The sequence below is a fragment of the Pseudoalteromonas sp. 31A1 genome, from assembly GCF_011378815.1.
Classification (GTDB): Bacteria; Pseudomonadota; Gammaproteobacteria; order Enterobacterales; family Alteromonadaceae; genus Pseudoalteromonas; species Pseudoalteromonas arctica.
Map to the genome: position 1 here is coordinate 139,922 of NZ_WTKY01000005.1, position 25,512 is coordinate 165,433.

At 39.2% G+C, this 25,512-nt stretch carries 20 protein-coding genes; 13 read left to right on the forward strand and 7 right to left on the reverse strand.

All coding sequences use genetic code 11. The features are described 5' to 3' along the window. Window positions 1–2 precede the first annotated feature (2 nt). Window positions 3–1,919, reverse strand: coding sequence for an ATP-dependent DNA helicase (locus tag GQR52_RS07270; RefSeq protein WP_101163490.1), 1,917 nt, complete (start codon window positions 1,917–1,919; stop codon window positions 3–5). Window positions 1,920–2,251: 332 nt separating this feature from the next. On the opposite strand from GQR52_RS07270, the gene GQR52_RS07275 reads away from it, so the two are divergent. Both GQR52_RS07275 and GQR52_RS07280 read left to right on the forward strand, forming a co-directional pair. Next, window positions 2,252–3,535 (forward strand): sodium:proton antiporter, encoded by a 1,284-nt coding sequence (locus GQR52_RS07275; RefSeq protein ID WP_007580638.1) that lies wholly within the window; start codon window positions 2,252–2,254, stop codon window positions 3,533–3,535. 283 nt (window positions 3,536–3,818) lie between these two features. Beyond that, the gene (locus GQR52_RS07280; RefSeq protein WP_165728070.1) at window positions 3,819–5,675 is read left to right on the forward strand and encodes a cytochrome c/FTR1 family iron permease; all 1,857 of its coding nucleotides are present in this window, start codon (window positions 3,819–3,821) and stop codon (window positions 5,673–5,675) included. A gap of 90 nt (window positions 5,676–5,765) precedes the next feature. On the opposite strand, the gene GQR52_RS07285 is transcribed toward GQR52_RS07280, so the two are convergent. Next, entirely contained in the window at window positions 5,766–6,002 is a 237-nt protein-coding gene (locus tag GQR52_RS07285; RefSeq protein ID WP_165727986.1) for a hypothetical protein, read from the reverse strand. A gap of 420 nt (window positions 6,003–6,422) precedes the next feature. Between GQR52_RS07285 and hisG the strand changes: the two genes are divergently transcribed. The 10 genes from hisG (at window position 6,423) to GQR52_RS07335 (ending at window position 14,380) form a co-directional block, all read left to right on the forward strand. Next, window positions 6,423–7,322: an ATP phosphoribosyltransferase gene (hisG, locus tag GQR52_RS07290; protein ID WP_165727987.1), complete on the forward strand. Its 900-nt coding sequence runs from the start codon at window positions 6,423–6,425 to the stop codon at window positions 7,320–7,322. Between the two features lie 5 nt (window positions 7,323–7,327). Continuing rightward, window positions 7,328–8,629, forward strand: coding sequence for a histidinol dehydrogenase (hisD, locus tag GQR52_RS07295; RefSeq protein ID WP_165727988.1), 1,302 nt, complete (start codon window positions 7,328–7,330; stop codon window positions 8,627–8,629). Then, window positions 8,619–9,728 (forward strand): histidinol-phosphate transaminase, encoded by a 1,110-nt coding sequence (hisC, locus tag GQR52_RS07300; protein ID WP_165727989.1) that lies wholly within the window; start codon window positions 8,619–8,621, stop codon window positions 9,726–9,728. Before hisD ends, hisC begins: the two co-directional genes overlap by 11 nt. After that, window positions 9,725–10,786, forward strand: coding sequence for a bifunctional histidinol-phosphatase/imidazoleglycerol-phosphate dehydratase HisB (gene hisB / locus GQR52_RS07305; RefSeq protein ID WP_165727990.1), 1,062 nt, complete (start codon window positions 9,725–9,727; stop codon window positions 10,784–10,786). The genes hisC and hisB overlap by 4 nt, the downstream gene beginning before the upstream one ends. Continuing rightward, window positions 10,783–11,373 carry an imidazole glycerol phosphate synthase subunit HisH gene (gene hisH, locus GQR52_RS07310; RefSeq protein WP_002960265.1) on the forward strand — a complete coding sequence of 197 codons (591 nt, stop codon included), beginning with the start codon at window positions 10,783–10,785 and terminating at the stop codon, window positions 11,371–11,373. Before hisB ends, hisH begins: the two co-directional genes overlap by 4 nt. Window positions 11,374–11,406: 33 nt before the next feature. After that, window positions 11,407–12,141 carry a 1-(5-phosphoribosyl)-5-[(5-phosphoribosylamino)methylideneamino] imidazole-4-carboxamide isomerase gene (locus tag GQR52_RS07315; protein WP_010552951.1) on the forward strand — a complete coding sequence of 245 codons (735 nt, stop codon included), beginning with the start codon at window positions 11,407–11,409 and terminating at the stop codon, window positions 12,139–12,141. Further along, window positions 12,123–12,902 carry an imidazole glycerol phosphate synthase subunit HisF gene (gene hisF, locus GQR52_RS07320; protein ID WP_165727991.1) on the forward strand — a complete coding sequence of 260 codons (780 nt, stop codon included), beginning with the start codon at window positions 12,123–12,125 and terminating at the stop codon, window positions 12,900–12,902. Before GQR52_RS07315 ends, hisF begins: the two co-directional genes overlap by 19 nt. Beyond that, window positions 12,893–13,507 (forward strand): bifunctional phosphoribosyl-AMP cyclohydrolase/phosphoribosyl-ATP diphosphatase HisIE, encoded by a 615-nt coding sequence (gene hisIE / locus GQR52_RS07325; protein ID WP_165727992.1) that lies wholly within the window; start codon window positions 12,893–12,895, stop codon window positions 13,505–13,507. Before hisF ends, hisIE begins: the two co-directional genes overlap by 10 nt. 118 nt (window positions 13,508–13,625) lie before the next feature. Beyond that, window positions 13,626–14,183, forward strand: coding sequence for a hypothetical protein (locus tag GQR52_RS07330; RefSeq protein WP_165727993.1), 558 nt, complete (start codon window positions 13,626–13,628; stop codon window positions 14,181–14,183). Window positions 14,184–14,185: 2 nt separating this feature from the next. Beyond that, on the forward strand, window positions 14,186–14,380 hold the full coding sequence (locus GQR52_RS07335; protein ID WP_165727994.1) for a DUF1289 domain-containing protein: 195 nt from the start codon (window positions 14,186–14,188) through the stop codon (window positions 14,378–14,380). Between the two features lie 38 nt (window positions 14,381–14,418). On the opposite strand, the gene GQR52_RS07340 is transcribed toward GQR52_RS07335, so the two are convergent. The 5 genes from GQR52_RS07340 to GQR52_RS07360 all read right to left on the reverse strand — a co-directional run bounded on the left by GQR52_RS07340 (window position 14,419) and on the right by GQR52_RS07360 (window position 23,707). Beyond that, window positions 14,419–15,690 (reverse strand): aminotransferase class I/II-fold pyridoxal phosphate-dependent enzyme, encoded by a 1,272-nt coding sequence (locus GQR52_RS07340; protein ID WP_165727995.1) that lies wholly within the window; start codon window positions 15,688–15,690, stop codon window positions 14,419–14,421. 223 nt (window positions 15,691–15,913) lie between these two features. Next, entirely contained in the window at window positions 15,914–17,227 is a 1,314-nt protein-coding gene (locus GQR52_RS07345; protein ID WP_165727996.1) for a DUF4325 domain-containing protein, read from the reverse strand. Between the two features lie 151 nt (window positions 17,228–17,378). Next, the gene (locus GQR52_RS07350; RefSeq protein WP_165727997.1) at window positions 17,379–19,550 is read right to left on the reverse strand and encodes a S46 family peptidase; all 2,172 of its coding nucleotides are present in this window, start codon (window positions 19,548–19,550) and stop codon (window positions 17,379–17,381) included. A 98-nt stretch (window positions 19,551–19,648) separates the two neighbouring features. Further along, window positions 19,649–21,739: a bifunctional diguanylate cyclase/phosphodiesterase gene (locus tag GQR52_RS07355; protein ID WP_165727998.1), complete on the reverse strand. Its 2,091-nt coding sequence runs from the start codon at window positions 21,737–21,739 to the stop codon at window positions 19,649–19,651. A 180-nt stretch (window positions 21,740–21,919) separates the two neighbouring features. Then, window positions 21,920–23,707 carry a PDZ domain-containing protein gene (locus GQR52_RS07360; protein ID WP_165727999.1) on the reverse strand — a complete coding sequence of 596 codons (1,788 nt, stop codon included), beginning with the start codon at window positions 23,705–23,707 and terminating at the stop codon, window positions 21,920–21,922. Between the two features lie 204 nt (window positions 23,708–23,911). Between GQR52_RS07360 and GQR52_RS07365 the strand changes: the two genes are divergently transcribed. Continuing rightward, entirely contained in the window at window positions 23,912–25,447 is a 1,536-nt protein-coding gene (locus GQR52_RS07365) for a GGDEF domain-containing protein (protein WP_165728000.1), read from the forward strand. The last annotated feature ends 65 nt before the right edge of the window (window positions 25,448–25,512 follow it).

Consider the following 25,512-nt stretch of genomic DNA (forward strand, 5'->3'; position numbering starts at 1 on the left):
CTCTAATTAATTTGTTTTAAAAATGTATTGGCATCTTCTAAGCTTCGCGTGCGGCGCATCGGCGGTAAGCTTTTTAAAAATACTTGGCCATATTGTCGTGTAACTAAGCGATTATCACATATTACAAGTACGCCTTTGTCTTTACTATCTCGAATTAAACGCCCAACACCTTGTTTAAGTGCAATAACAGCTTGTGGTAATTGTATGTGTGAAAAAGGGTCTTTACCCTGCATTTGGCAATCTTGCATTTTAGCTTGTAGTAATGGATCGTCAGGGGCTGCAAATGGCAATTTGTCTATAATAACACAGCTTAACGTACTGCCGCGTACATCAACGCCTTCCCAAAAAGAAGCCGTGCCGAGTAATACCGCATTTCCATGGCGCGTAAATTTCTCTAAAATAATACGCTTAGACATTTGCCCTTGCATATAAACTGGGTAGTCTATTTGCGTGGTGAGTCCTTCGGCAACTAAGTGCATCATTCGATAGCTCGTAAATAACACAAAACAACGCCCTTGTGCTGATTTTATAAGCTCAAGTGTTAATTTTACTATTGCGTGGGGCATATTATCCGCGTGCGATTCGGGTAAGTAACGCGGTAAACACAGCAGCGCCTGATTAGGGTAATCAAATGGGCTATCTACCATCATGCTTTGCTTTGGTTTTAAACCAAGGCTTGCATTAAAATGCTCGAGTTTGTTGTCGACCGAAAGTGTTGCTGATGTAAATACAAAGCCTGCGCCCGTGTCTTGCATCATTTGAGCAAATTTAGCTGATACATTTAGTGGGGTTATATTGATTGTTAAATAACGGCGCGTTGTTTCATACCAGTAACTAAAGCCGGTTTGAGCCGTATCAAAAACACGTTCTAACTGCCCTTTAAATGCCAAGGCACGCTCAAACGGATGCTCTATTTTATCGCTTCTATCTAGGCAAAGTTTAAGTACTTGATAAACAAAATCTAAATCACTGATCACACGATGAAGCGCCGCACATATTTGCTTGTCGCTGAGCTTTTCTCGCCAATCGCCTCTACTGCCATCAACACCAAACTGTAATCGTAAATCAGCAACGCTTGTTTCAAGCTTATTTAAGCTTTTACCTAGCTGCAGCATATCGGGAATTTCGGCTCTATATATAGCACGTAAATCATTAATTAAATCCACCAGCTTTTTAGTGCTAATGCTCTCACCAAAATAATCACTGGCAATTTCACTTAACTGATGGGCTTCATCAAATATATACGCATCGGCTTTTGGCATAAGTTCAGCAAAGCCACTTTCTTTTACGGCCATGTCGGCAAAAAACAAATGGTGGTTAATAACAACCACATCAGCATCGGCCGCAGTTAAACGTGCTTTACGTATATAGCAGCTTTGAAAGTCTGGGCATTCTTTGCCTAAACAATTATCGGCTGTTGAGTTTACATAAGGCAGCACTTTGGCATCATCTTCTATACCAATACAATCGGCTAAATCGCCCGATTGCGTTTCACTGGCAAACTTAGCCACCATAGCTAGTTGGTGCATTACGTCGGAGTCATCAGTAGGCACATGCGCAACATGCTGATTAAGTCGGTAGGTACATAAGTAATTGGCACGCCCTTTTAATAAGGCGGTTTTTTTAGAAGCACCAAGTGCTTTCACTAATTGAGGTAAATCGCGGTGGTATAACTGTTCTTGTAAGGCTTTAGAACCAGTCGATATTATCGTTCGGCCTTTTGATTTAAGTGCAGGGGCTAAATATGCAAATGTTTTACCAGTACCCGTGCCTGCTTCAACAACTAATTGCGAACTGTTTTTTAATGCATCTGCAACAGCTACTGCCATATCAATTTGTGGTTGGCGAGGCGTATATCCATCTAACGATGACGCCAAAGGCCCGGTTGCACTAAACAGCTGTTTGATAATACCAATCACTTTAAAATAAATAATAGCGGGATTTTACGTAAGCAAAGCATTTAGGGCAAGTAATTACAAAATCGACTTTTATTTTATGATGCAACACACGTTTCAATAATGTGATTAACCACTAAAGTTTACAACAAACACTGTATTTATAACGTACATTTAATTTAATAATGACAATATTTACAAAGCCACATTTCCTATTAACTCTTACTAAAAACAATCCGTATTAAAAGCTATATTTAGGCATAAATACTGTGACTCTCAAATATTACAGGAGTAACATACGCGGGTTTATAATCCTCCTTTTTGTGTGTCGTTTAAAAAATAGTTAAGGTTAATCAATGAATGCTTGGTACCTCATTTGTTTTCTCTCTGCAATTGCAATTTTTATAGCCTTTGCAAACCAGTACATCCTCAAAATGCAAACTACCATTGCCATTACTACTGGCTCTGTGGTTATTTCTTTATTACTGATTATTGCAGTAAAATTATTAGGCGATCAGAACGCATTAGCAATGACCCAAATTGTTTCCAGTATTGACTTTAACGAGTTACTACTTAAAGGCATGTTGGGGTTTTTACTCTACGCGGGTGCGCTCGAAATAAACCTACTTGCCCTGCGTAAGCAGCGGTGGGAAATTACTGCCCTGGTATTGTTTTCAACCATTGCTTCCACATTTATAGTGGGTTATTTGAGCTTTTATTTATTTTCAGTTTTTGGTTTTGATGTTCCTTTTATTTATTGTTTACTGTTTGGCGCGCTTATTAGCCCAACCGACCCTATCGCTGTACTTGCTATTATTAAACAAATGCGAGCGCCAGAAGGCATCTCAGTTCAAGTAGAAGGTGAGTCGCTATTTAACGATGGTATTGGTTTAGTTATATTTACCACTATATTTTCTGTTGCTTTTTATGGCACAGATGCACAATTTGGTGACATAGCAGAGCTATTCTTTGTTGATGCAATAGGGGGCATTGCGTTTGGTTTAGTCATTGCATTAGTTGGCCACTTTTTAATTATTAATAGCCGCGATGTAAATATTCGCCTATTAATTACCTTAACTATCCCAACAGCAGGTTTTGCTGCAGCAAATATTTGGGAAATATCTGGCGCACTTGCCATGGTAACCAGTGGCATATTAATGGGTAATATTACCCGCACTAAAGCAACCGAGCGTACGGGTCCCGAAGACACCCGCTACGTAAAAGATTTTTGGCATGCAACCGACAGCTTTCTAAACGCTCTACTGTTTTTAATAATAGGTATGCTAATAGTCACTATGCCAATCACGCTTGGCGAAATTGGTTTAGGGTTATTAATGGTACCTGTTGTACTGCTAGCACGCTTTATAAGTGTAGGTGCACCATTTGTAATTTTTAAACGCTTTAGAACTTACGATAAACACAGTGTTAAAATTTTGACCTGGGGTGGACTACGTGGTGGCCTTGCTCTGGCAATGGCGGCAGCAATCCCACGCGAGCAAGTTTTTGTAGGCGGTTCAGACCTACATAACCTAATCGTTATTGTTACTTACGTAGTGGTTATATTTTCTATTATTGTACAAGGCTTAACTATTTCGCCGCTTATTCAAAGCAGCATTAAGTCAGCTGAGCAAGCCAAATAATAAATGCTTTGTCTGCAACACATTCAGTAACCAAGTAATTATAAAAATCACTTGGTTACTGTTACTCACGTGTTACAAAAACACTTTAAAGTTCTATAAATTGTTATCCTTTTTATTTATCTGCTTTGTTTAAATTAATCTGCTTGAAATGCAAATGAAAACAATTATAATTTTGGCTTTTCCTCTGCAGGGCTTTTCAATGTCCATAAATAATTCTCACATGTTTATTAACTTTGTGTCTGTAAGCAAGCGTCAGCTTAATTTCATTTTTGCACTTTTGATCATGATGACGGCAAGCTTTAGCGTTTCTGCCTCACCCGATCAACAAATAAAAATAAAGCAAATTGCACAGCTTGCAGAGTACGTAGGTGTTGATTACGTAGCAGCTGTTGGGAATGGTGAAATACTCGACCCCGACGAATATCAAGAAATGACTGAATTTGCGCACGTTATTATTGAGCAAGCTGGACAGCTATCAAGCCAAACAAATGAGTTCGACACAGTAAAGGTACAAGCTAAAGCCTTGCATTCAGCGATTGCCAATAAAGCAAGCGTTGCCGATGTACGCGCAGCAAGCTCTGCGCTTCGTGAATCACTTCTTGTCTTTATGCCGCAGCTATCGTTACCTACGTCACTACTACCTGTTGAGCAAACCAAAGCGCTTTTTGCTGCTAACTGTTCAATGTGTCACGGCCCAAGTGGTCAAGGCGACGGCCCGCTTGCAAAAAACTTATCACCAGAGCCTACCAACTTTACCGATGAAGAACGCGCAACTAACCGCTCATTAATGGGTTTGTTTGACGCTGTAAGTAACGGTATTAACGACACGCCAATGGTTGCGTTTACTCAATTTAACGAACAACAACGTTGGTCTTTAGCTTTTTATGTAGGTAGCTTGGCATTTAAAGACGTTAAAAAACCGCAAAATGTAGATCAAAATGTTACCGCTTCGCAAATTGTAAACCTAAACCCTGCACAATTATCGGCAGGTCAAAGTGAAGCGCAAGCACACTACGTTAAATGGTTACGTGGTAATCCAGAGCAATTATTTACCGGTAAAAAAAATCCGATAACGGTTACTCGAACGCAGTTACTTGCAGCGCAAGCCGCGCATGCTAAAGGTAATTACTCTCAAGCGAGTGACTTAGCAATTAGCGCATACTTAGATGGCTTTGAACTTGTTGAAAATAACTTAAATGCTTACGACGAAGCTTTGCGTAAAAACATCGAAGTACAACTGATGAACCTGCGTCAAACCTTCAAAAACGAGAAAGATACTGCCATCGTTGGCGATAAAGTAAGTGCGGCGCTAGCTCAACTCGCGAAAGCAGATAGCATGCTAAACGAAACCAAACTAACTGATGGTGCACTCCTCTCAGCAAGTTTAGTTATATTGCTACGCGAAGGCTTAGAAGCACTCCTCGTTATTATTGCCCTTATGACCGTACTTATTAAAACTAAACGTCAAGATGCGCTTAAATATGTACATGTTGGCTGGATAACCGCACTTATTGCAGGTGGCTTAACATGGGCTGCTGCGCAAACATTAATAGAAATAAGTGGTGCAAGTCGCGAAGTTATGGAAGGTGCAGGTGCATTATTTGCCGCTGTTATTTTACTGTATGTTGGCGTATGGATGCACAGTAAAACCAGTGCGCAACAATGGCAAAAATACATAAAAGACAATATAGATAAGCGTCTTGAGTCGGGTACATTATGGGGGTTAGCAGGGCTTTCTTTTATTGCCGTATACCGTGAAGTATTCGAAACCGTACTATTTTACCAGTCATTATTAACACAAAGCTCGCCGGCTCAATATTCATCTATTGCATCGGGTTTTGCCATCGGTGTAGCAATACTGGCTATTATTACGTGGGTATTAATTAAATACTCAATTAAATTACCGGTTGCTAAGTTTTTTGCAATTACCACTTACCTATTATTTGCACTCTCATTTGTGCTTATGGGCAAAGCCGTTATTGCACTACAAGAGGCCGATATAATAGGTATTGCGTCACTACCAATGAGCTTTGATATTGCATGGCTTGGTATAAAATCGACATGGCAAGGTATTGCGGCTCAAGTTTGTGTATTCGCTATATTTAGCTTTTATATATTCAAAAGTAAAAGCCAGAAGTAATTAGTTCAACAAAAAAGGGAAGCCTAGTAAATAGGCTTCCCTTTTTGAATTCTAGCAATCTACAAATAACTTTAAACTATTAACTGTAACCTATGCCCATGTATCTAAATGGGGATTTTCGTCATCATCTAAGTTAGACTTTTTTTTATTATTTTGATCATCAAGCATATTGAGATTTTTCTTTTTTTGTAACTCACGCCTTTTTTTATTCTCTAGTTCAACTTTTTCAGCCGCAGCGCCACTTTGCACACCCGCAATATGAAAAGCACTTTTTGTCTCAACTTCTAGCCTAGTTATTCTTCCTAAATAAGGAATCATAATATCCATACATACTTCCTTATTTTAACTGTTTGATTGTCAAAATGCTTAATTTGAATAATAAACAAACAATTGTTCGCTAAAATTGCGCTTATTACCTTAATATTATCGACAGTTATAACATATGCTTTAATTAAGCTAAAAAAAACTTGCCATAATATAGCTGTTTATGTTTTTATGAATGCGAAATTTATTTAAACAGATAACAACTGCACGTTAACAAAACAACGGGCAGTTACATAGGATAAAAAATGCGCTTAAACCTGACAACAGTACATCATCACCACCATTCACCGGAATAACCTGTCAGGTCTTTCGCTGAGAGGTTATTCCTAAAAGGAACCTCTGGCGATTCAAATAACATTGATTCATTTTCGCCCTGAGGTTCCCCTCGGGGTTTTTAGTTTTTAAATTAAAGGAAAATGAATAATGAACAACAGTAATCGTCTACGTATCGCCATCCAAAAAGGTGGCCGCCTATCTAAAGATTGTCAAGATCTGCTAAAACAGTTAGGTGTTAAACTTAACCTTCGTGAACAACGCTTAATTGCACACTCAACTAATATGCCAATTGACGTACTACGTGTGCGCGATGACGATATTCCGGGTTTAGTAATGGACGGTGTATGTGACTTAGGCATAGTTGGCGAAAACGTACTAGTAGAAGTTCAAGCAGAACGTGAACGACAAGGTGTTCCAAGTGAAGTAACCAAACTTTCAAAACTAGACTTTGGTTACTGTCGTCTTGCACTTGCATGGCCACAAGAGCTTGGCACTCGCGATAAGAGCTGGTTTGAAGGCAAACGTATTGCAACTACCTACCCAGAAATTTTAACTCAGTGGTTAAAGCGCGAAGGCATTAACGCAAGTACAGTAATGCTTACGGGTTCTGTTGAAGTAGCACCGCGTGCGGGTTTATCTGATGCAATTTGTGATTTAGTATCTACTGGCGCAACACTTGAAGCTAACGGCTTAATTCAAGGCGAAACAATTTTAGAATCAAACGCGTGTTTAATTCAAAATAAAGACCTTCAAGATGCTGACAAACTAGCACTAATCAATAAGCTTATGCCGCGCCTACGTGGTGTTAGACAAGCTAAAGAAAGCAAATACATCATGCTACACGCACCAAAAAACAAACTTGATGAAATTTGTGAAATTTTACCAGGTTCTGGTCAACCTACTCTACTTGCCCTTGCGGGTAACGATGAATACGTAGCACTTCACATGGTAAGCAGCGAAACATTATTTTGGGAAACAATGGAGCAGTTAAAAGCCCTAGGCGCTAACTCTATTTTAGTTATGCCAATTGAAAAAATGATGGAGTAAGTGCCATGCTTCGTTGGAATGAGGAATCTTCACAAGTACAAGCAGCGGCGCTAATGCGCCCTGCAGTTTCTGCCAGTGCCAAGGTTGAAGCTATATGCAAAACTATTTTAGCTAACGTAAAAGAGCAAGGCGATAAAGCCTTACTTAGCATGGCTAAAGAGTTTGATAATAGATCTAACCCTCGCTTATGTGTTCCGCTTGATGAAATTAACGCATCAGAGCAATCACTAAGTGCAGAGCTTAAATACGCAATTGATACCGCTTATGCAAACGTTAAACGTTTTCACGAAGCGCAATTGCCAAAAGATATTAAATTATCGACCCAACCAGGCGTTGTATGTGAACTGAAATATCAAGCCATCGAAGCAGTCGGTATTTATGTACCCGGTGGCAGTGCTCCACTGCCATCGTCGGTTATTATGCAGGGTGTATTGGCGCAATTAAGCGGCGCAAAAACCGTTGTACTTGCTACACCAGTACAAGGTGATAAAGCCATTAACCCTGCTATTTTATATGCAGCTAAGTTATGCGGTATTACTACTTTAATAGAAAGTGGTGGCGCAGGCGCAATTGCAGCAATGGCGTATGGCACCGAATCGGTTCCTAAAGTGAACAAAATATTTGGCCCAGGTAATAGCTTTGTAACAATGGCTAAACAGCTTGTTGCGCAAACTATTCCGGGTATGGCAATTGATATGCCAGCAGGTCCGTCTGAAGTACTTGTTATTGCAGATGAACGTGCGAACCCAGAATTTATAGCCGCCGATTTACTCTCACAAGCAGAGCACGGTGCAGACTCGCAAGTTATTTTATTATGTAACAGCGAAAGTATAATAGAACAAACACAGCAGGCGCTTACACGGCAACTAGCTAACTTAAGCCGAAAAGACACGGCCGAAAAAGCGCTCGCTAATTCATCGCTTATTTTAGTTGATTCAATTGAGCAAGCATTTGACGTATCGGCGCAGTACGGACCAGAGCACTTAATTTTACAGTTAGCTGATGCAACACCATACCTAGATAAAGTTAAAAATGCAGGCTCAGTATTTGTAGGCGACTACACGCCAGAATCTGCAGGCGATTACGCATCGGGTACTAACCACGTATTACCAACGTATGGCTACAGTGCAACGTACTCAAGCTTAAACTTGCTTGATTTTTTCCGCACGTATACCGTGCAAACAATAAGTAAAAGTGGATTAACTGAGCTTTCGAAAGCTATTTTACCACTTGCAGATGCAGAAGGCCTTGATGCCCACGCTAATGCGGTTTCAATTCGTTTAGAGGCAATTAAAAATGAGCAATGAGAGCGCACAAGCGTCTAGCTTATTACCTAAAAATATTGCAGCCCTTGCTGCTTACAGCTCTGCAAAAAGTGAAAAGCTAACCGGTACTACGTGGCTAAATGCTAACGAAAGCCCGTATGCTAAAAATCTTGAACTGAGTATTGAAGATTTAAATCGCTACCCCGATCCACAACCACAACTGGTTATTGACCGTTACGCCGCTTATACAGAGCTTGAAAGCGAAAATATATTAATGACGCGCGGCGCAGATGAAGGCATTGAGCTTTTAGTGCGCACATACTGTGAACCAGCTAAAGATAGTATTGCACTATTTTTACCCACCTACGGTATGTACAAAGTTACCGCCGATACACACAACGTTGGTATTAACGCGCTTACCCAAGAATTATTATTAAGTGGCAGTGCTGACGAAATAGTCGCAGCTGTTGGCAGCTCAAAACTAGTATTTATTTGTAACCCAAATAATCCAACGGGCAGCCTAACACCACTTGATAAAGTAAAGGCGATTGCTACAGCACTTGCGGGTAAAGCACTAGTAATTGTTGATGAAGCCTATATAGAGTTTTGCCCAGAGCAAAGCGCGACTAAGCTTATTAATGAGTTTAGTAATGTAGTGGTTCTGCGTACGTTATCTAAAGCCTTTGCGCTAGCAGGACTTAGAACCGGCTTTACCCTTGCACAAGCAAGTGTACTTACGCCAATTCGTAAAGTCATTGCGCCGTATCCGGTATCGGGCGTAGTAGCAAGTATTGCAGCGCAAGCAATTGCACCTGATGCAATTACATCAATGCGCCGCCAAGTGACTATTTTAAATAGCTTAAAAGCTAAATTAGTGGATTGGCTAAACGCCTCCCCTGCTGCATTAAAAATTCTCACTGGTGAAGGTAACTTTGTTACTTTAAAATTAGCCGATAAAAACTACTTTAAAATTGCACTTGAGCAAGGTTTGGTTATGCGCGCTTTTACGCTATACGGTGAAGACGACTGGCTACGAATTTCTATTGGCAGTGAACAAGAACTCGAACAAGTAAAAATTTGGTTAGATGGCTTACAAACGCCGGCTACCGCAGCATCTTTAGCAGGAAACGAAGTATCATGAGTAACCCCTATTTATTTATCGACCGCGACGGCACTATCATTGAAGAGCCTGTTACCGACAAACAGGTAGATAGCCTTGAAAAGCTAGCATTTTTACCTGGCGTTATCCCTGCGTTATTGCAATTACAAGCTGCAGGTTACCGTTTAGTGATGGTTTCAAACCAAGATGGTTTAGGCACAGACAGCTTCCCTACTGCTGATTTTGACATAGCACAAGACAAAATGATGGACATAATGCAAAGCCAAGGCATTAGCTTTGAGACCGTATTAATTTGCCCACACTTTAACGAGCAAAACTGTGATTGCCGTAAACCTAAAACAGGCTTACTTACCGAGCTTATGCGCTCAGGAAAAGTAGATTTAGCACGCTCTTTTGTTATTGGCGACCGTGAAACTGATATTGGCCTTGCGCAAAACTTATGTTGTGAAGGTATTTTATACGACGGCGATTGGAGTGCAATAGTAACTAAATTGACCACGGCAAACCGCGAAGGTCGTGTTACACGCAACACCAAAGAAACCCAAATTGATGTGGCAATAAACCTAGATCAAACTAAAAATGGCAGCATAGACACCGGACTTGGCTTTTTTGATCACATGCTTGATCAAATTCGTACGCACGCAAACATTGGTTTAAACATTAAAGCCAAAGGCGATTTACACATAGATGAGCACCACCTTGTTGAAGACATTGGTATTGCTTTAGGTGTTGCACTTAAACAGGCGCTTGGCACTAAATCGCAAATTGCACGCTATGGTTTTGCGCTACCTATGGATGAATGTAAAGCTGAAGCACAAATTGATTTATCGGGTCGTGCATCATTTGTATTAAACGCTAATTTTAGCCGCGAAAAAGCCGGCGACTTAGACGTACAAATGGTTGAGCATTTTTTCAAAAGCTTAAGTGATAATGCCGCGATTAGCCTTATTTTATCGGTAAGCGACGGGAACTGCCATCACCAAGTAGAAGGTTTATTTAAAGCGTTTTCGCGCGCCCTTCGCATGGCAGTAGCACAAGACACCACCCAACAAACAGCCAGCTCTAAGGGATGTTTATGATTGCCATAATTAATACCGGTTGTGCCAATATAAATTCAGTACGTTTTGCATTTGAACGCTTAGGGCAAACGCCAACAGTAATTACTTCACCAGAGCAATTAGCGGGTTTTGAGCGCGCTATATTACCAGGTGTAGGTCATGCGTCGGTTGCTATGAAACGCCTAGTAGATAACGGCTGGCAACAAGCTATAAATGAATACCAGCGCCCGCTTATGGGTATTTGTTTAGGTATGCAGTTACTGTGCGAAAGCACCGAAGAAGGTAACGTACAGTGCCTAGGTAAAATACCAGGGCAAGTAAAAGCGCTTGATGTAGGCAATTTAACGTCGCCGCATATGGGTTGGAATAACTTAAGCGTTAATAAAGAGCATGCATTAACTAAAGGGCTGACGCTCGATGAGCAAGTGTATTTTGTTCATAGCTTTGCGCACACTGTAAACGACGCCACACTAGTGAGCGGCGAATATGGTCAAACCTTTTCAGCCATTGTTGCTAAAGACAATTACGCGGGCATGCAATTTCACCCAGAGCGCAGCGCAAAAGTTGGCGCACGTTTATTACAAAATTTTGTTGATTGGCAGTTATAAGCTGCCCATTAACTAACAAAAAAGAGATTATTTGTGATTATTCCAGCATTAGACGTATTACAAAATCAAATTGTGCGCTTGTACCAAGGTAAATACGACACAGCACAGTTTTACCCTTTCGAACTTGGCGCGCGTTTAAAAGAATACGCCGACAGCGGCGCAGGTAAACTACATCTTGTTGATTTAGAAGGTGCGCGCGATCCAAGTAAAAAACAGTGGAAACATATTCAAGCTGCGACCAAAGCACTTAACGTACCGTACCAAGTGGGCGGCGGTATTCGCTCAGAGCAAGATGTAAGTGATTGGCTAAAAGCCGGTGCAAACCAAGTTGTTATTGGTTCAATGGCAGTAGAAAAACGCGAACAAGTAAAAGCCTGGATTGAACAATTTGGTGCAGAGCACTTTGTTATTGCGCTTGATGTAAATAAAACAGCCACTGGCTGGGCACCTGCCACACACGGTTGGTTAAGTGAATCTGAGTTTGGTTTACTTGAGCTGGTTGATTTTTACGTGGGCTTAGGTGTTATTGACTTTTTATGCACGGACATCAGTAAAGATGGCACCATGACGGGTCCATCATTTGAGCTTTACGAAGATCTAACTCGCCACAACAGCACAATTAAAGTGCAAGCCTCAGGGGGTGTAAGCTCACTTGACGACATTAAAAAACTTAAAGAGCTCGGTGTTGGCGGCGTTATTTTAGGTAAATCATTGCTTGATGGCGCATTTAGCGTTGAGGAGGCATTGGCATGTTATCAAAACGCATAATTCCGTGTTTAGACGTTAAAGACGGCCAAGTAGTTAAAGGCGTTAAGTTTAAAGGCCATGAAGTTGTTGGCGACATTTTAACAATGGCTAAAGCCTACAGTGAAGCCGGTGCAGATGAACTGGTTTTTTACGAGATCAGTGCAAGCGTTGAAAAACGCCTTCTTGATGTAAATTGGGTAGAGAACATTGCACGTAATATCGATATTCCATTTTGTGTAGCCGGCGGTATTAAATCGGTTGCTGATGCAGCGCGTGTTTTAGAGCACGGCGCAGACAAAATAAGTATTAACAGCCCTGCTATTGCACGCCCTGAACTTATTAAAGAATTACACGATGAGTTTGGTAAGCAATGTGTAGTAGTCGGCATAGACAGCTTTTTTGATGAAACTACTGGCGAGTATTTAGTTTATCAGCTTACTGGCGATCCTAATGCATCAAGCCGTACGCGTTATAAAACCGAGGAATGGGTTAAACGCGTACAAGACTTGGGTGCAGGCGAAATTGTATTAAACTGCATGAACCAAGATGGCGTTCGTAACGGTTACGACAACGAGCAACTCAGTAAAATTCGCGAGCTATGTAACATTCCTTTAATCGCCTCAGGCGGTGCGGGCTCTATGCAAGATTTTGTTGATGTATTTAAACAAAGTAAAGTAGATGGTGCATTAGCCGCCAGCGTTTTTCATAAAAATGTGATTAACATTGGCGAACTTAAACAATTTTTAACAGATAACCAAGTGGCAGCAAGATTATGCAAGTAACACAACAAAACCAAGCTCAAGTCGATTTCGCTAAAAGTGAAATGATCCCTGCTATTATTCAAGATGCCCGCTCTGGTGTTATTTTAATGCAAGGCTTTATGAACAGCGAAGCACTAAATGTAACGCTTGAGAGCAATAAAGTGACGTTTTACTCGCGTTCAAAATCACGATTATGGACTAAAGGCGAGTCATCAGAAAACTACTTAAACGTAGTATCTGTTCATACAGATTGTGACTACGATTCAATTTTAGTACTTGCCAACCCAGAAGGCCCAACGTGCCACTTAGGCACACAAAGCTGTTTTGGTGATGATGCAAAACCAAGTTTAAGCTTTTTAGCACAGTTAGAAGATGTGATTGTTGCGCGTAAAAACGACGACCCTGAAAAAAGCTACACAGCGTCATTGTTTGCAAAAGACTTAAGCCGTAGTTGTCAAAAAGTAGGTGAAGAAGGCGTAGAAGTAGCCCTTGCCGCTATGAAACACGATAACGATGAGCTAACAAACGAATCTGCTGATTTGATTTATCACCTTACTGTATTGCTACAACGCCAAGGCTTAGCCCTTGAAGATGTAGTTAAATGCTTGCAAGGTCGCCATAAATAGCATTAGTTGTGATTAACAAGGAGGCTCATATTTATATGGGCCTTTTTGTTTTTCGCTTTTAGTTGAGTAAATTATGTATGGTATAGTGCGAGGCTCAATTAATCGGTTACTGTGAACTATGAAAAACTATATAACTCCTTCCTTCGTCGCATTTATTTTAGTTGTCGCGTTTATTTTAGCGGGCTGTACGGGCAAAACTAATCAGACTGCTACAACTACAGCAACTACTACTACAACGAATCAGTCTGTAAAAACCATAGTAACACTCGATGAATGCAGCACCATAAATAACCTAATAAATGGTTATGAATCTGGTTTTAATTCAATAAAAACAGATAAAGTAAATAACCAGTTTACTAATAAATGGCGTACTAATACTCATATTATTGGAGCAACCTGTACGGTTACTTTAAATAAGTCAGAGCAAGCAAGCTACCAATGCCAAACGCCTGTTAAAACACAAACGCAAACAATAACATCTCATCAAAAACTAGCTCTACAATTACGCCAATGCTTAACCAATACAGGCTGGTTTGAAAGCCAAAAAGAAACAGCAAGTTCAATTTATAGCACCTTTGTACTTGATACTAAAACCCCAGTGATTACCCTCTCCACCAATCAAGAAGGTAATGGCTTCACTACTCGCTTTGAAATTGCACCACCGTTAGGACTTTAATTATGCGCCAATTAAATCAAAACAAAAAACCATCTAAATTTAAAACTGACTGTTTAGGAATATGCGAAAGGCGTAGCGGTTATTGCACTGGTTGCGGGCGTACCAACGAAGAAATTTTTGATTGGATAATATTATCTGAAGATGAAAAAAAAGCGATTTTAGAAACACCACGAGCCGATATCTCAAAAGCGCAATAGAGCTAAAAGCCTCGATACCTCGAGGCTATAAATTAACGTTATGCTTTATCGAGCGCTTGGCTTACATCGGCAATTATGTCTGCAATGTTTTCAATACCAACCGACAACCTAATTAAATCGCGACTTACGCCTGCATTTGCTAATTCTTCATCGTTTAATTGGCGGTGTGTGGTTGACGCAGGATGACACGCAAGTGACTTAGCATCGCCAATATTAACTAAGCGTAAAATCATGTTTAGTGCATCAATAAAACGAGTGCCAGCCTCTAGCCCACCAGCAATGCCAAAGCTTAAAATACCGGATGCTTTGCCACTGGTAATTTTTTGACTCATTGCGTTATACGGGCTTGATTTAAGCCCTGCGTAATTAACCCAAAGCACTTTTGGATGATTTTCTAAATACTCAGCTAATTGCTGTGTATTTTCGCAGTGGCGATCCATTCTTAAGCCTAAGGTTTCAAGGCCAATTAAAATGTCAGATGCGTTTTTAGGTGCAAGCGCTGCGCCGGTATTTCTAAGTGGCACTACTCTACAACGTCCAATAAATGCAGCTTCAGCAAAGGCTTCGGTATAAACCACATTGTGATACGACGGATCGGGCTCGTTCATCATTGCAAAGCGCGTAGCATTCGCTTTCCAGTCAAATTTACCTGAGTCTACAATCATCCCGCCAATGGCAGTACCGTGCCCGTTTATATACTTTGTAAGTGAGTGAACCACTATATCGGCGCCCAGCTCAAATGGGCGGCATAAATACGGCGTAGCCACGGTATTATCAACAATAAGCGGCACACCTTTGCTGTGTGCAATACGTGCTAAACGTTCAATATCAACAATATTACCTGCCGGATTACCAATAGATTCACAAAAAACAGCGCGGGTGTTGTCGTCAATGGCATTCTCGAACGCGGTAAAATCATCGGCTTTAATCATGCGCGCTTCAATACCTTGCCTAGGTAGTGTATGAGCAAATAAGTTATACGTGCCACCATACACTTGGCTGGTGCTTACAATATTAGTACCGACTTCACACAAACATTGAATAGCATACGTAATAGCAGCCATCCCAGAGGCAACAGCCAGCCCACCAATGCCCCCTTCCATCGCGGCAACACGCTGCTCAAGTACGGCATTGGTTGGGTTCATTATGCGGGTGTAAATATTTCCAGGTACTTTTAAATCGAATAAATCAGCGCCATGCTGCGTGTTATCAAATGTATAAGAAGAAGTATTGTAAATAGGCACGGCTGCCGATTTGGTCGTAGCCTCAGATTCGTAACCGTGGTGCAGTGCTAATGACTCTAATTTCATAATTATTTCCTTCAATTAATTTACCACTAAGCTAGCACTTCTTGGCTATAAAATGCACATGAAATATATTAAAGGGTGTTGAAGTGAAATTTTAATAAAATACTTAGAGAATTATAATGTGTATTAAATGCATATGAAGATAAATGGGCTTTATAACTTTTTGCCCATATGGTTACTTTATACTCTCACTGAATAAACCCTATAATATTTGCCATTTATCTAACTACTCTGTATTTTCATCCATTATAAAGTCTACTGTTTCTCTTATATCTGGCGTGGCGTTGACTACTTTAAATATTTTAAATGCCCTCATACCTGCCGACTTGATTGGAGAGGCTAAAAGAGCACTTAAAAAACTATGGGGGGAGCTTTCTATTCCTTTAAAATCTAAAATAATTTTCTTTCCACTTTCTAAAGCTGGAAATATCTTATCTTCCTTAAACTTAATTGCTGCTTCTTTATCTTCTGCAAAAAAGCCAAAATAATTAGATACATTTATATATAGCTGTCCTTCTTTCTCATCAGAATCCGCTTTTGACTGTTCTAATAATGCCTCTTCTCGAAAACCACGAAGCATTTCCTCAAGAGAATGTTCAGAGGTTTCTTTATCAACTTTTATTGTTACAAGTACAAATGTTCCAGGCCAAAATGAATTTAATTTTTTAGAGGTAATATCTCGTGGTGAAATATGAACAACAGCATCGCCAGATATTATATGCATTTCAGCATTTAATCGACGAATTATATTTGTGGATAAAAATAATCCGATGCCTGCATTGTTCTTATTCCTATATGGGTCATTTGTGCCAAATGTACCTGAAACTTTTGGCTTCATAGCTTTTAAAATAGCTTCAGCATGACTTTCTTGTCCTGGGTATGCTTGTTCTAAATGCTGTTTAATACCAATACCATTATCCGCAATTATAAATGAAACCTCACTCTTGTTTTTGTACCAAGAAAATTGACAAAGTGAAGGTAATGTGAACGTTTTATTTCCATACGGGTAATGAGATTGGCCGTGCTCTCGAGTATTATATAAAAGCTCACTTAAAACATATCTTAATGTCTTAGTAAATTCCACATTAAAATCATTGGTATAAGACTCAGCAGATTCTATTATTTTTTTAAAATCATTATTGTTTCTCAATGCAAATAAAGGTTTGAAATTACTACCTTTAAAATTCACATGTTCATGCATCATTACCGTAAAAGTTCCACGCCCGCCTAGGCTACGAAACATATTACTAGCACCTTGTGTCGCCTCTGACTCTTTAAAAGTAACACTGCAACGTTGTGATTTTAGTTTCCATGCATAAAGAACAATTAATGACAATGCTTGGTAATTAGCACCATGACAATGAGTCATATCAATTAAGACGCGCTTGTTCGATATAGACCAATCAAAAAAACCGATAAACCTTTCAAAGTTATAGATGCCCTGGTGTTTAAAACTAAAACCATCTTCTAAGTTTATTATAACTGTATCATTATTTTTTAACTGCTTACTTAAGGTTGCTAAGGTATCGTTACAGTCCATTGCATTATATTCCATAGTTTAGGTGGTTATTTTCTTACAAAGAAAGCGTATAAGTAATAACTACGCATGATGCTTGCTTTAATTGTTTTAAGCCTCTTTTGAATAGGCGCTTCCATTACGGTAAGCGCCCTTCTGTTATCTCACTAATTACTTATTTTACGATTGTCATTTCGTCTAACAAGTTTTGTGCATTATCTACTTTATCCATTACCCACAGCATGTAGCGTGAATCAACGTGGATTGAGCGATTAAGCTCTGGGTTATAATCCCAATCACCAATAATACTTTCGTAAACACCGTCAAACAGTAAGCCTACAAGCTCTGCTTTGCCGTTAAGTGTTGGCGAACCTGAGTTACCACCGGTAGTGTCTACATTTGATAAAAAGTTAACGGGTACTGTATTCATACCACCCGTGTAATCACCGTAAAGCTTGGCTTTAATTTGCTCTTGTAACTTTTTAGGCGCATTAAATGGGTCAACATCGGTGTTTTTAGCTAGTAACCCTTCAAGCGATGTAAACGGTGTTGCTACCAAGCCATCTTGAGGTGAGTAGCCGCCTACGGTGCCATAGGTTACGCGTAGTGTACTGTTAGCATCGGCATATACAGGTTTGTTTTTAGCTTTGTTAAACGCAATGATTGCGCTCATTAGCTCTGGGCGAGCTGCTTGTAATTTACCTGCAAGTGCTTTTGATTTATCTTCCTCAGCTTTCATTACTTTAAAGATTGCTTTAGCGTACTGCACAAATGGGTCTTGGCTTTGATTTAGCTGGCTAAACGATTGCTCAAATAATGAATTGCGAACAGTGGCATTATCAAGTCTTGACTGTTCATACATGTTGTCTAGCAATGCGCTTTGAGTTGCTTTATCAAACCCATTTTGTACTTTAAATACGTTATCAACGTCGCTAAAACGCTCTTCTTTTGGAAGTGCTGCATATAGCTCTAAAAAGTGCAGTAAAATAGCTTTGTCTACTTTGCTATCATAACGGCGCGTCATGCGCTCAAGCCCTGCTTTAATGCGCGGTAAGTCACGTTCTTGATAACCAGATTCACGTTCGCTATTTGGCTGTTGTTTTTCGTAAGCTAAGCGGTATAAACGTCGTGCTGTGCTGATCATTTGTGAGCGGTGCACATAACCTAACATACGGTCGCGTTCACTGTGCTCTTGTGATTGTGCAATTAGCTCAGATAGCTCACCTAATACGCTTCCGTATTGTTCTTTACGCTCACCATCACTATTGATCCATTGTGTTAGGTCTTGCTCAAACTGTTTTTTGCGCTCAAGCATAGTGCCTTTTTTGAAGCTTTCGATCATCGAACCATAGTTTTTAATATAGTTGTTATAACCTGCAATGGTACTTTCGTAAGCAATACGCGCTTTACTGCCGTCTTCTGAGTTTTCTTCAATAAGCGACACGTATTTTGAGTTATGAACGCGTGCTTTAGGGTAACTGTCGTTAAATACGTTATCTACCTCTGTTGCAATGCGGTAGCGGTTAGTACGCCCTGGGTAGCCTGTAACCATTACAAAGTCGCCTTCTTGCACGCCTTTGGCACTTACTTTTAGGTAAGAGTCTGGTACGTAAGGTACGTTGTCTTTGCTGTACTCTGCAGGTTTTCCATCTTTGCCTACATAGGCACGGTAAAAACCAAAGTCGCCTGTGTGGCGCGGCCACATCCAGTTATCTATATCGCCGCCGTATTTACCTACGCCCATTGCCGGTGCATAAGATAAACGTACGTCTTTTATTTCAAGTGACTTAATTAGGTAAAACTCTAAACCACCGTGAAACGAATATACATTACAACGATAGCTTTCATCAGCTTCACATTGTGCTACTAGTGCTTTTTCGTTTTTTTCGAGTGCATCGTAGCGTGCTTTTGCTGTTAGCTCGTTAGTACCTTTAATTACTTCATCTGTTACGTTGGTAACCGTTTTTGTTACGTATACGCGTGAACCCGGTGCTGCTGGTAAATCCTCAGCAGGACTTTTAGCTAAAAAGCCATTTTCTAAAATGTTGTTCTCAGGCGTTGAGTTATATTGTACTGAGCCATAAACACAGTGATGATTTGTAACCACTAAGCCTTTTGGCGATACAAACGATGCTGTACAGCCACCTAGGCTAATTACCGCATTCATTGGGAATTCGGTTAATTTAGAAATAGATTCAACATCAATTTCAAGCCCTTTAGCTTTTAAAATTGATTCTAACTCTGGAAGTTGGTGTGGTTGCCACATGCCTTCATCGGCTATGGCACTACTTGAAAGTGATAAAGAAAATGTGGCTACTAATGTAGCTACAAGAGGTTTTAAACGCATTATAGAATCCTTTTTATTTGTTTCTATAACAGGTTACTCGCGATGGGACAATAAGGTCAATAGCCGTGCAATGAATTGTTACAATCGAGTGTTTAATCTTACTTTTTATCAAAATTCATCGAAAAATCAAGAAACTGTTTTGCTGGTATTGGTTTACTAAAATAGAAGCCTTGCATAAAATCACAACCCAATTCGTTCAATAAAGTATGCTGCTCTTTTGTTTCTACACCTTCGGCTACCACTGTCAGTCCTAAACTGTGCGACATGGCAATGATTGCTCTCACTAGATTGCAATCTTCATTATTTAACACAATACCATCAATAAAACTTCTATCTATTTTAAGTACATTAAAAGGGTATTCTCTCAAATAACTTAATGATGAATAACCTGTACCAAAGTCATCCATTGATAAGTTAATGCCTAATGCAGTAATTTCAGTCAGTATATCAACAACATTAGTGTGGCAACTCATCAATACTCCCTCAGTTATTTCAAGCTCTAAACTTTCGGGGTTTACGTTTGCTTCACTCAATGAGTTTTGAATAAAACTGAGCAACCCTACGTCTCTAAATTGGCGAGGAGATAAGTTAACAGCCATGGTGTATTTTTGTTGGCGTTTACAGGTACTTTGCCATGTGTTTAAAAAGTGTAATGCTTGGCTAATTACAAACTTACCAATAGGTACAATTAATCCTGTATTTTCGGCAATAGGTATAAACTCATCGGGTGTTACATTACCTAGCACAGGGTTATGCCAGCGTAATAACGCTTCTGCACCAATGATGTGTTTATTTTTGGCGTCAAATTGGGGCTGGTAGAATAACTCAAATTCATTACGCTCAAGGGCGCCACGCATCTGCTCTTCTATTACGAGTCGGCGCTGAATAATTACATTCATCTTTTTAGTAAAAAATGAATAAGTATTACGGCCATATGATTTTGCTTGATACATTGCAGTGTCAGCATTTCGTAATAGATCAGCAACGGTTGTACCATTTTCTGGGTATATGGCTACACCAATACTCGCTGTTAGTATGTGTTCCCGGCCCTCAATTTTAAAAGGGGCTCTAAAGTTATTGACCAGTTTTTCAGTGATTTTTAGCGCTGCATGGTGATCAGTTATACCTCGTAGTAATACGATAAACTCATCTCCACCTAGGCGCCCTACCGTGTCGTCTTTTCGCAGTGCCTCTTGCAGCCTTTGCGCTGATTCAATTAAAAGTTTGTCTCCTGTTTCATGGCCTAAAGAGTCATTTATTTTTTTAAAATCATCTAAATCCAAAAACAGTACTGCCGCTTTCTCGTTATTTCTTTGTGCTTCAATAAGTAATTGCGACAAACGATCAAGTGCTAAAAAACGATTTGGGAGTAAAGTTAGACTATCGTAATACGCTTGATGTCTAATTATTTCATCTGATTTATGCTGTTCTGTAATATCTCGAATAATAACCATTAACTGGTTATGTTCTGTTATTTTATTTATTCTTGCTTCAAAAAAAACGAGCCCATGGGGCAAAGCTAGCTCGTATTTAAAGCTCATCATCTGTTCTTTTTCTAATACAAGGCTGATATAGGTTTCAAATTTTTTGGCTACATCATGAGGGAGGACATCACCCATTCTTTTACCAATAAATTGCTTTGGCTTGGTATAGAGGTCGGTCTCATTACTGGCATGATACTCAATAATAGTTCCATCGTTTTCCATCAAGAAAAATAAGTCAGGAATTGCTCCAAAAATAGTTTTTAGCATATGCTCATTAAATGACGCATCCGCTTGTGCCTTTTTAACCTCAGATAAATCAATATCAATACAGTACATTTGTTTTGTATTATATTGATTTGTAAACATAACATGGCTGGAAAAAACCGATACATTGTTTCCATCTTTGTCTTGTAAGATAATTTCAGATGCTGGAATTTCTATATCTTTTTTTACCCAATCACTATGTGCGTTAATAACTAACTCACACATTGGCTCTGGAATTATAAGGTCTTCTATTTTTTGTCCTATGGCTTCTTCTTTGGTATATCCATAAAGTCGCTCACTGCCTTCATTCCAATAAATAACACGACGTTCATTGTCATAACCTTGAACAGAAATAACATTTACCGCATCAAATAACTGATGCAAATAGTCGTTAATTACAAATTGATGGGTTAAGTTTGAAGTCGGGTTATCTAATTTCATTTTGAGGCTATATCCATAAATAATTTTATTTAATAATAGAGAAATACTAAATAATAATTAAATTTAATTTTAATATTAAATTTCCATGTACATTATATACGCCATTATACAAAACAAAAAAAGAGCCGAAGCTCTTTTTTAATAATTGTTAACTATATTTAAACGCTATAAAAACTGAATTTATTTTTTTGTCACATCATTTGGATGTTCCACGCCAATCCATGCTTTGAATAGTGCTTTTTGCTCAGGCGTTGCCTCTTTATCAGCAACTACTTTTTTAGGCTTATCAAAATCTTCTGATAATACTAATGTTAAGCTTTCAAGAGCATCGCGACGAAGATAGTCAATGGTTACTTTATCGCCTTTTTTAAACGTTTCTAAGCTGGTTTTTAAATCTTTACCTACGTGATGTTTGTTTATAGCGACAATTTTATCATCGGTAGTTAAACCTGCTTTCCACGCACTGCCACCACGGCGAACGTAACTTAACGTAAGTAACTCGCCTGTGTTTTTAGCGGTAGCATCAATACTTGCAAGCGCTTTTGCTTTTTCTGGTCGCTCAAATTTCAAGCCTACTTTAGTAAGTAGTTCGTCAAAGTTGATACTTGCTGGCGATTCTACATTTTCCTGCCACCAGCTTGAGTAATCACGCCCTGTTAAGTCTTTTAAAATATTAAGCACGTCTACGCCTGTAAAACCGGCTGGCATTTTATGATTGTTATAAAGTGCTTTGTGCACGTCGCGATAGCTTATTTTACCTTGGCTTTTTTCAAGTAAGTCGATATCTAAAGCTAAAGAGAGTAACGAGCCCTCAGAATAAATGTTGGTGCTGTAGTTACGTGCATGATCGCCACCTTGATTAATCCATTTATCAAAGCTTGTTTCGCTTGCGCTTTGCACTTCACGGCCCGGTGTTTGTAAATGGCGATTAATGGTTTTGCTCATCACTTTAAAAAATTCATCTGTGGTTTCAATACCAGAGCGAACCATTAAATGGTCTTCAAAATAACTTGTTGAACCTTCAGCGATCCACAGTAGTTTTGAGTAGTTCATGTTCGTGTAATCGTAAGGCACCAAACCTTGAGGGCGGTATGCTTTAACATTCCACGTATGAACAAACTCATGCGCAGCGGTGCTAATAAAGGCTAGGTAATCTTCGCGGCTACCAAATCGATCGCGTGGACGTTGAATAATTGTAGAGTTTAAATGCTCTGTAGCACCACCAGCACCCGACGTAGCATGTACCATAAATACATAACGTTCATACGGATAGCCATCCCAAATTACATTACCAGTAGCAACTAATTTTTTAAGATCGGTAAGCATTTGCTCTACATCGTAGTTACCGTCGCCCCATATAACTAAATCGTATTCACGGCCATCTACTTCAAATGTGTGTAGTTGGTTAATACCCGTTTCGATTGGTGAATCAACAAGTACGTCGTAATCTGCTGCTTTAAATGAATTTTTGCCTTTTAAATTATCCATACCCGATACAGAGCGCCACTTTTTAGGCACTTCTAAATTAACGGTTACTGGCTCTTGGCGAAATGATTCACTAAACATAAAAAAGCCTGATGCATCTATAAATGCATGGCTGTCGTCAATGTGGCGAGCGCGCTTACCAAGCTCATTTGCATACACCTGGTAGTCAACATTAACTTCTGTTGGCTCATTAAGGTGTACACGCCATGTACTGTGATCAATTTTTTCCCATTTTAACTCTTTACCATCTTCATCTTTAGCTTTGAAGTAACGAATGCCATTGGCAAGGTTTAGCATTTCGTAGCGACCCGTTCGCCATGCAGGAAGTTTTATATCAAGATGTGCTTGCGCTGTTTTTGGAAACTCAACACTTACATCGCCTAAATGATGTTGTGGTTGCGAAATTTCTAAAGAATAATTTACATCGGCAAATACAGGTGCTGAACATGCAGCTAAAATAGATAGGGCTAATAACTTTTTCATAGAAACTCTTAGTGGAAACTTAATTGCCTGCAAGACTAGCAAGCCCCTATTTAAAAGTGAATTAAATACGACAAATTGCCCCGTATACGAGTTTATACGTAGTAGCTTATTAAAATTTCTAAGTTTTTTACTAGATAACTACACATAATAAAAATTTGTTGTAAACTGAAGATAATAAAATTAATTTGATGGCGGTACGCTTAGGTGTCTGAAAGATCTAATCCAACAGATAAAAAACTCAAACAAGCAATTGATGCTCGTATGGCTATTGAGAGTGCACGCAAACATCAAGTGGATATTTTGTGCGACTTTGCAGCTAAACTTTCGCTAAGCTGTAAAGGGCTTGATATTGAGTTAGATAATCGCCTTGCTAAATTTAGAAGTGCACTCAATAAAGGTATGAGCTTTGAAGACCTCTCCCCCCTTGTTAGTGAAACTTTGATATTACTTAAAAATCAAGAATCGATTCAGCAAGCTCAGCAACGTGATTTATTCAACAGTGTACAAAATGCAGGTAAACAGTTACAAAAAACTAAAGGTTTACCTGACGATACTCGCAGAGCCCTGAGAAATTTACTCGATCAAGAGATTAATAACGTTCAGTCAACCCATGGTTATATTCCGCTACTTGATCAACTTATTCTTTTTTATCATGAAGCATTGCTAACTAAGCAAGACCCTCAAGCCGATAATCAGCGCCCTGTAAAACAGGCTCGTGCAAAAAAACTACTTGAGCTAGCTAACGAACTTATACTTGAAGAAGAAGCTACACTACAAATTAATAGTATAAAAAATAATATTACAGAAAGTGACACAATCGATGCATTACTCGATGTTGCGATTAACATAATTGAAGTCGTAGTAAAAAACATTAGCAAAGAGCGTAAATCTGCACAAAGCTTTTTAGTTTCATTAAATCAAACCCTCGAAGATCTACATAATTCTATTGTCTCTACTAGTAGACACTCAGAATCGATGAGTATTGAGTTTGATTCGTTAAATAAAAGCATTGAACTAAAAATAAAAAACCTCAACGAACAAACACAAAAAGCAACGTCAATCTCATCTTTAAAAGAACTTGTAGATAACGAATTAAAATCACTAAGCGAAGATTTTCTAGCAAAAGAAAAGCTAGAACGAAAAGACAGAGAAATGCTTAGCACTAGCTTTAGTGAAATAAACAAACGAATTATTACTTTAGAAGATAAGTTAACAACGTATAAAAAACGTTTAAACGAACAGCGCTTTAAAAGTTTACTTGATGGGCTTACAAAACTGCCTAACCGAGCTGCATTTGATGAACGTTACAATCACGAAATGCATTTGTTTAATGTGCAGCCATCAGATGTTACGCTTGCGGTTATTGATGTTGACCACTTTAAATCTATCAATGATAGATTTGGCCATACCGCAGGTGACATTACCTTACAGGTTATATCAAAAGCGTTGCAAAAATCGGTAAGAAAGTCCGATTTTATAGCGCGTTACGGCGGTGAAGAATTTGTATTGTTAATGCCAGGTGTGTCGCTTGAAAACGCAACATTACCTCTGGATAAAGTAAGAAAGGTAATTAAAAATATACCTTTTAAATTTAGAGAAAAACAAATTGAGATCACTATTTCGGTAGGTGCAACTCAGTTTAAAAAAGGCGATACTCTGTTAAAGGCATTTGATCGAGCAGATGATGCTCTTTACGAGGCCAAAAATTCAGGACGAGATAGACTTTGTACCAGTAAATAATGTCATAGCCATTATAAATTTTATGACAAGTAGTTTTTTACGATTTAGCAGTAAGGAGAACGTCT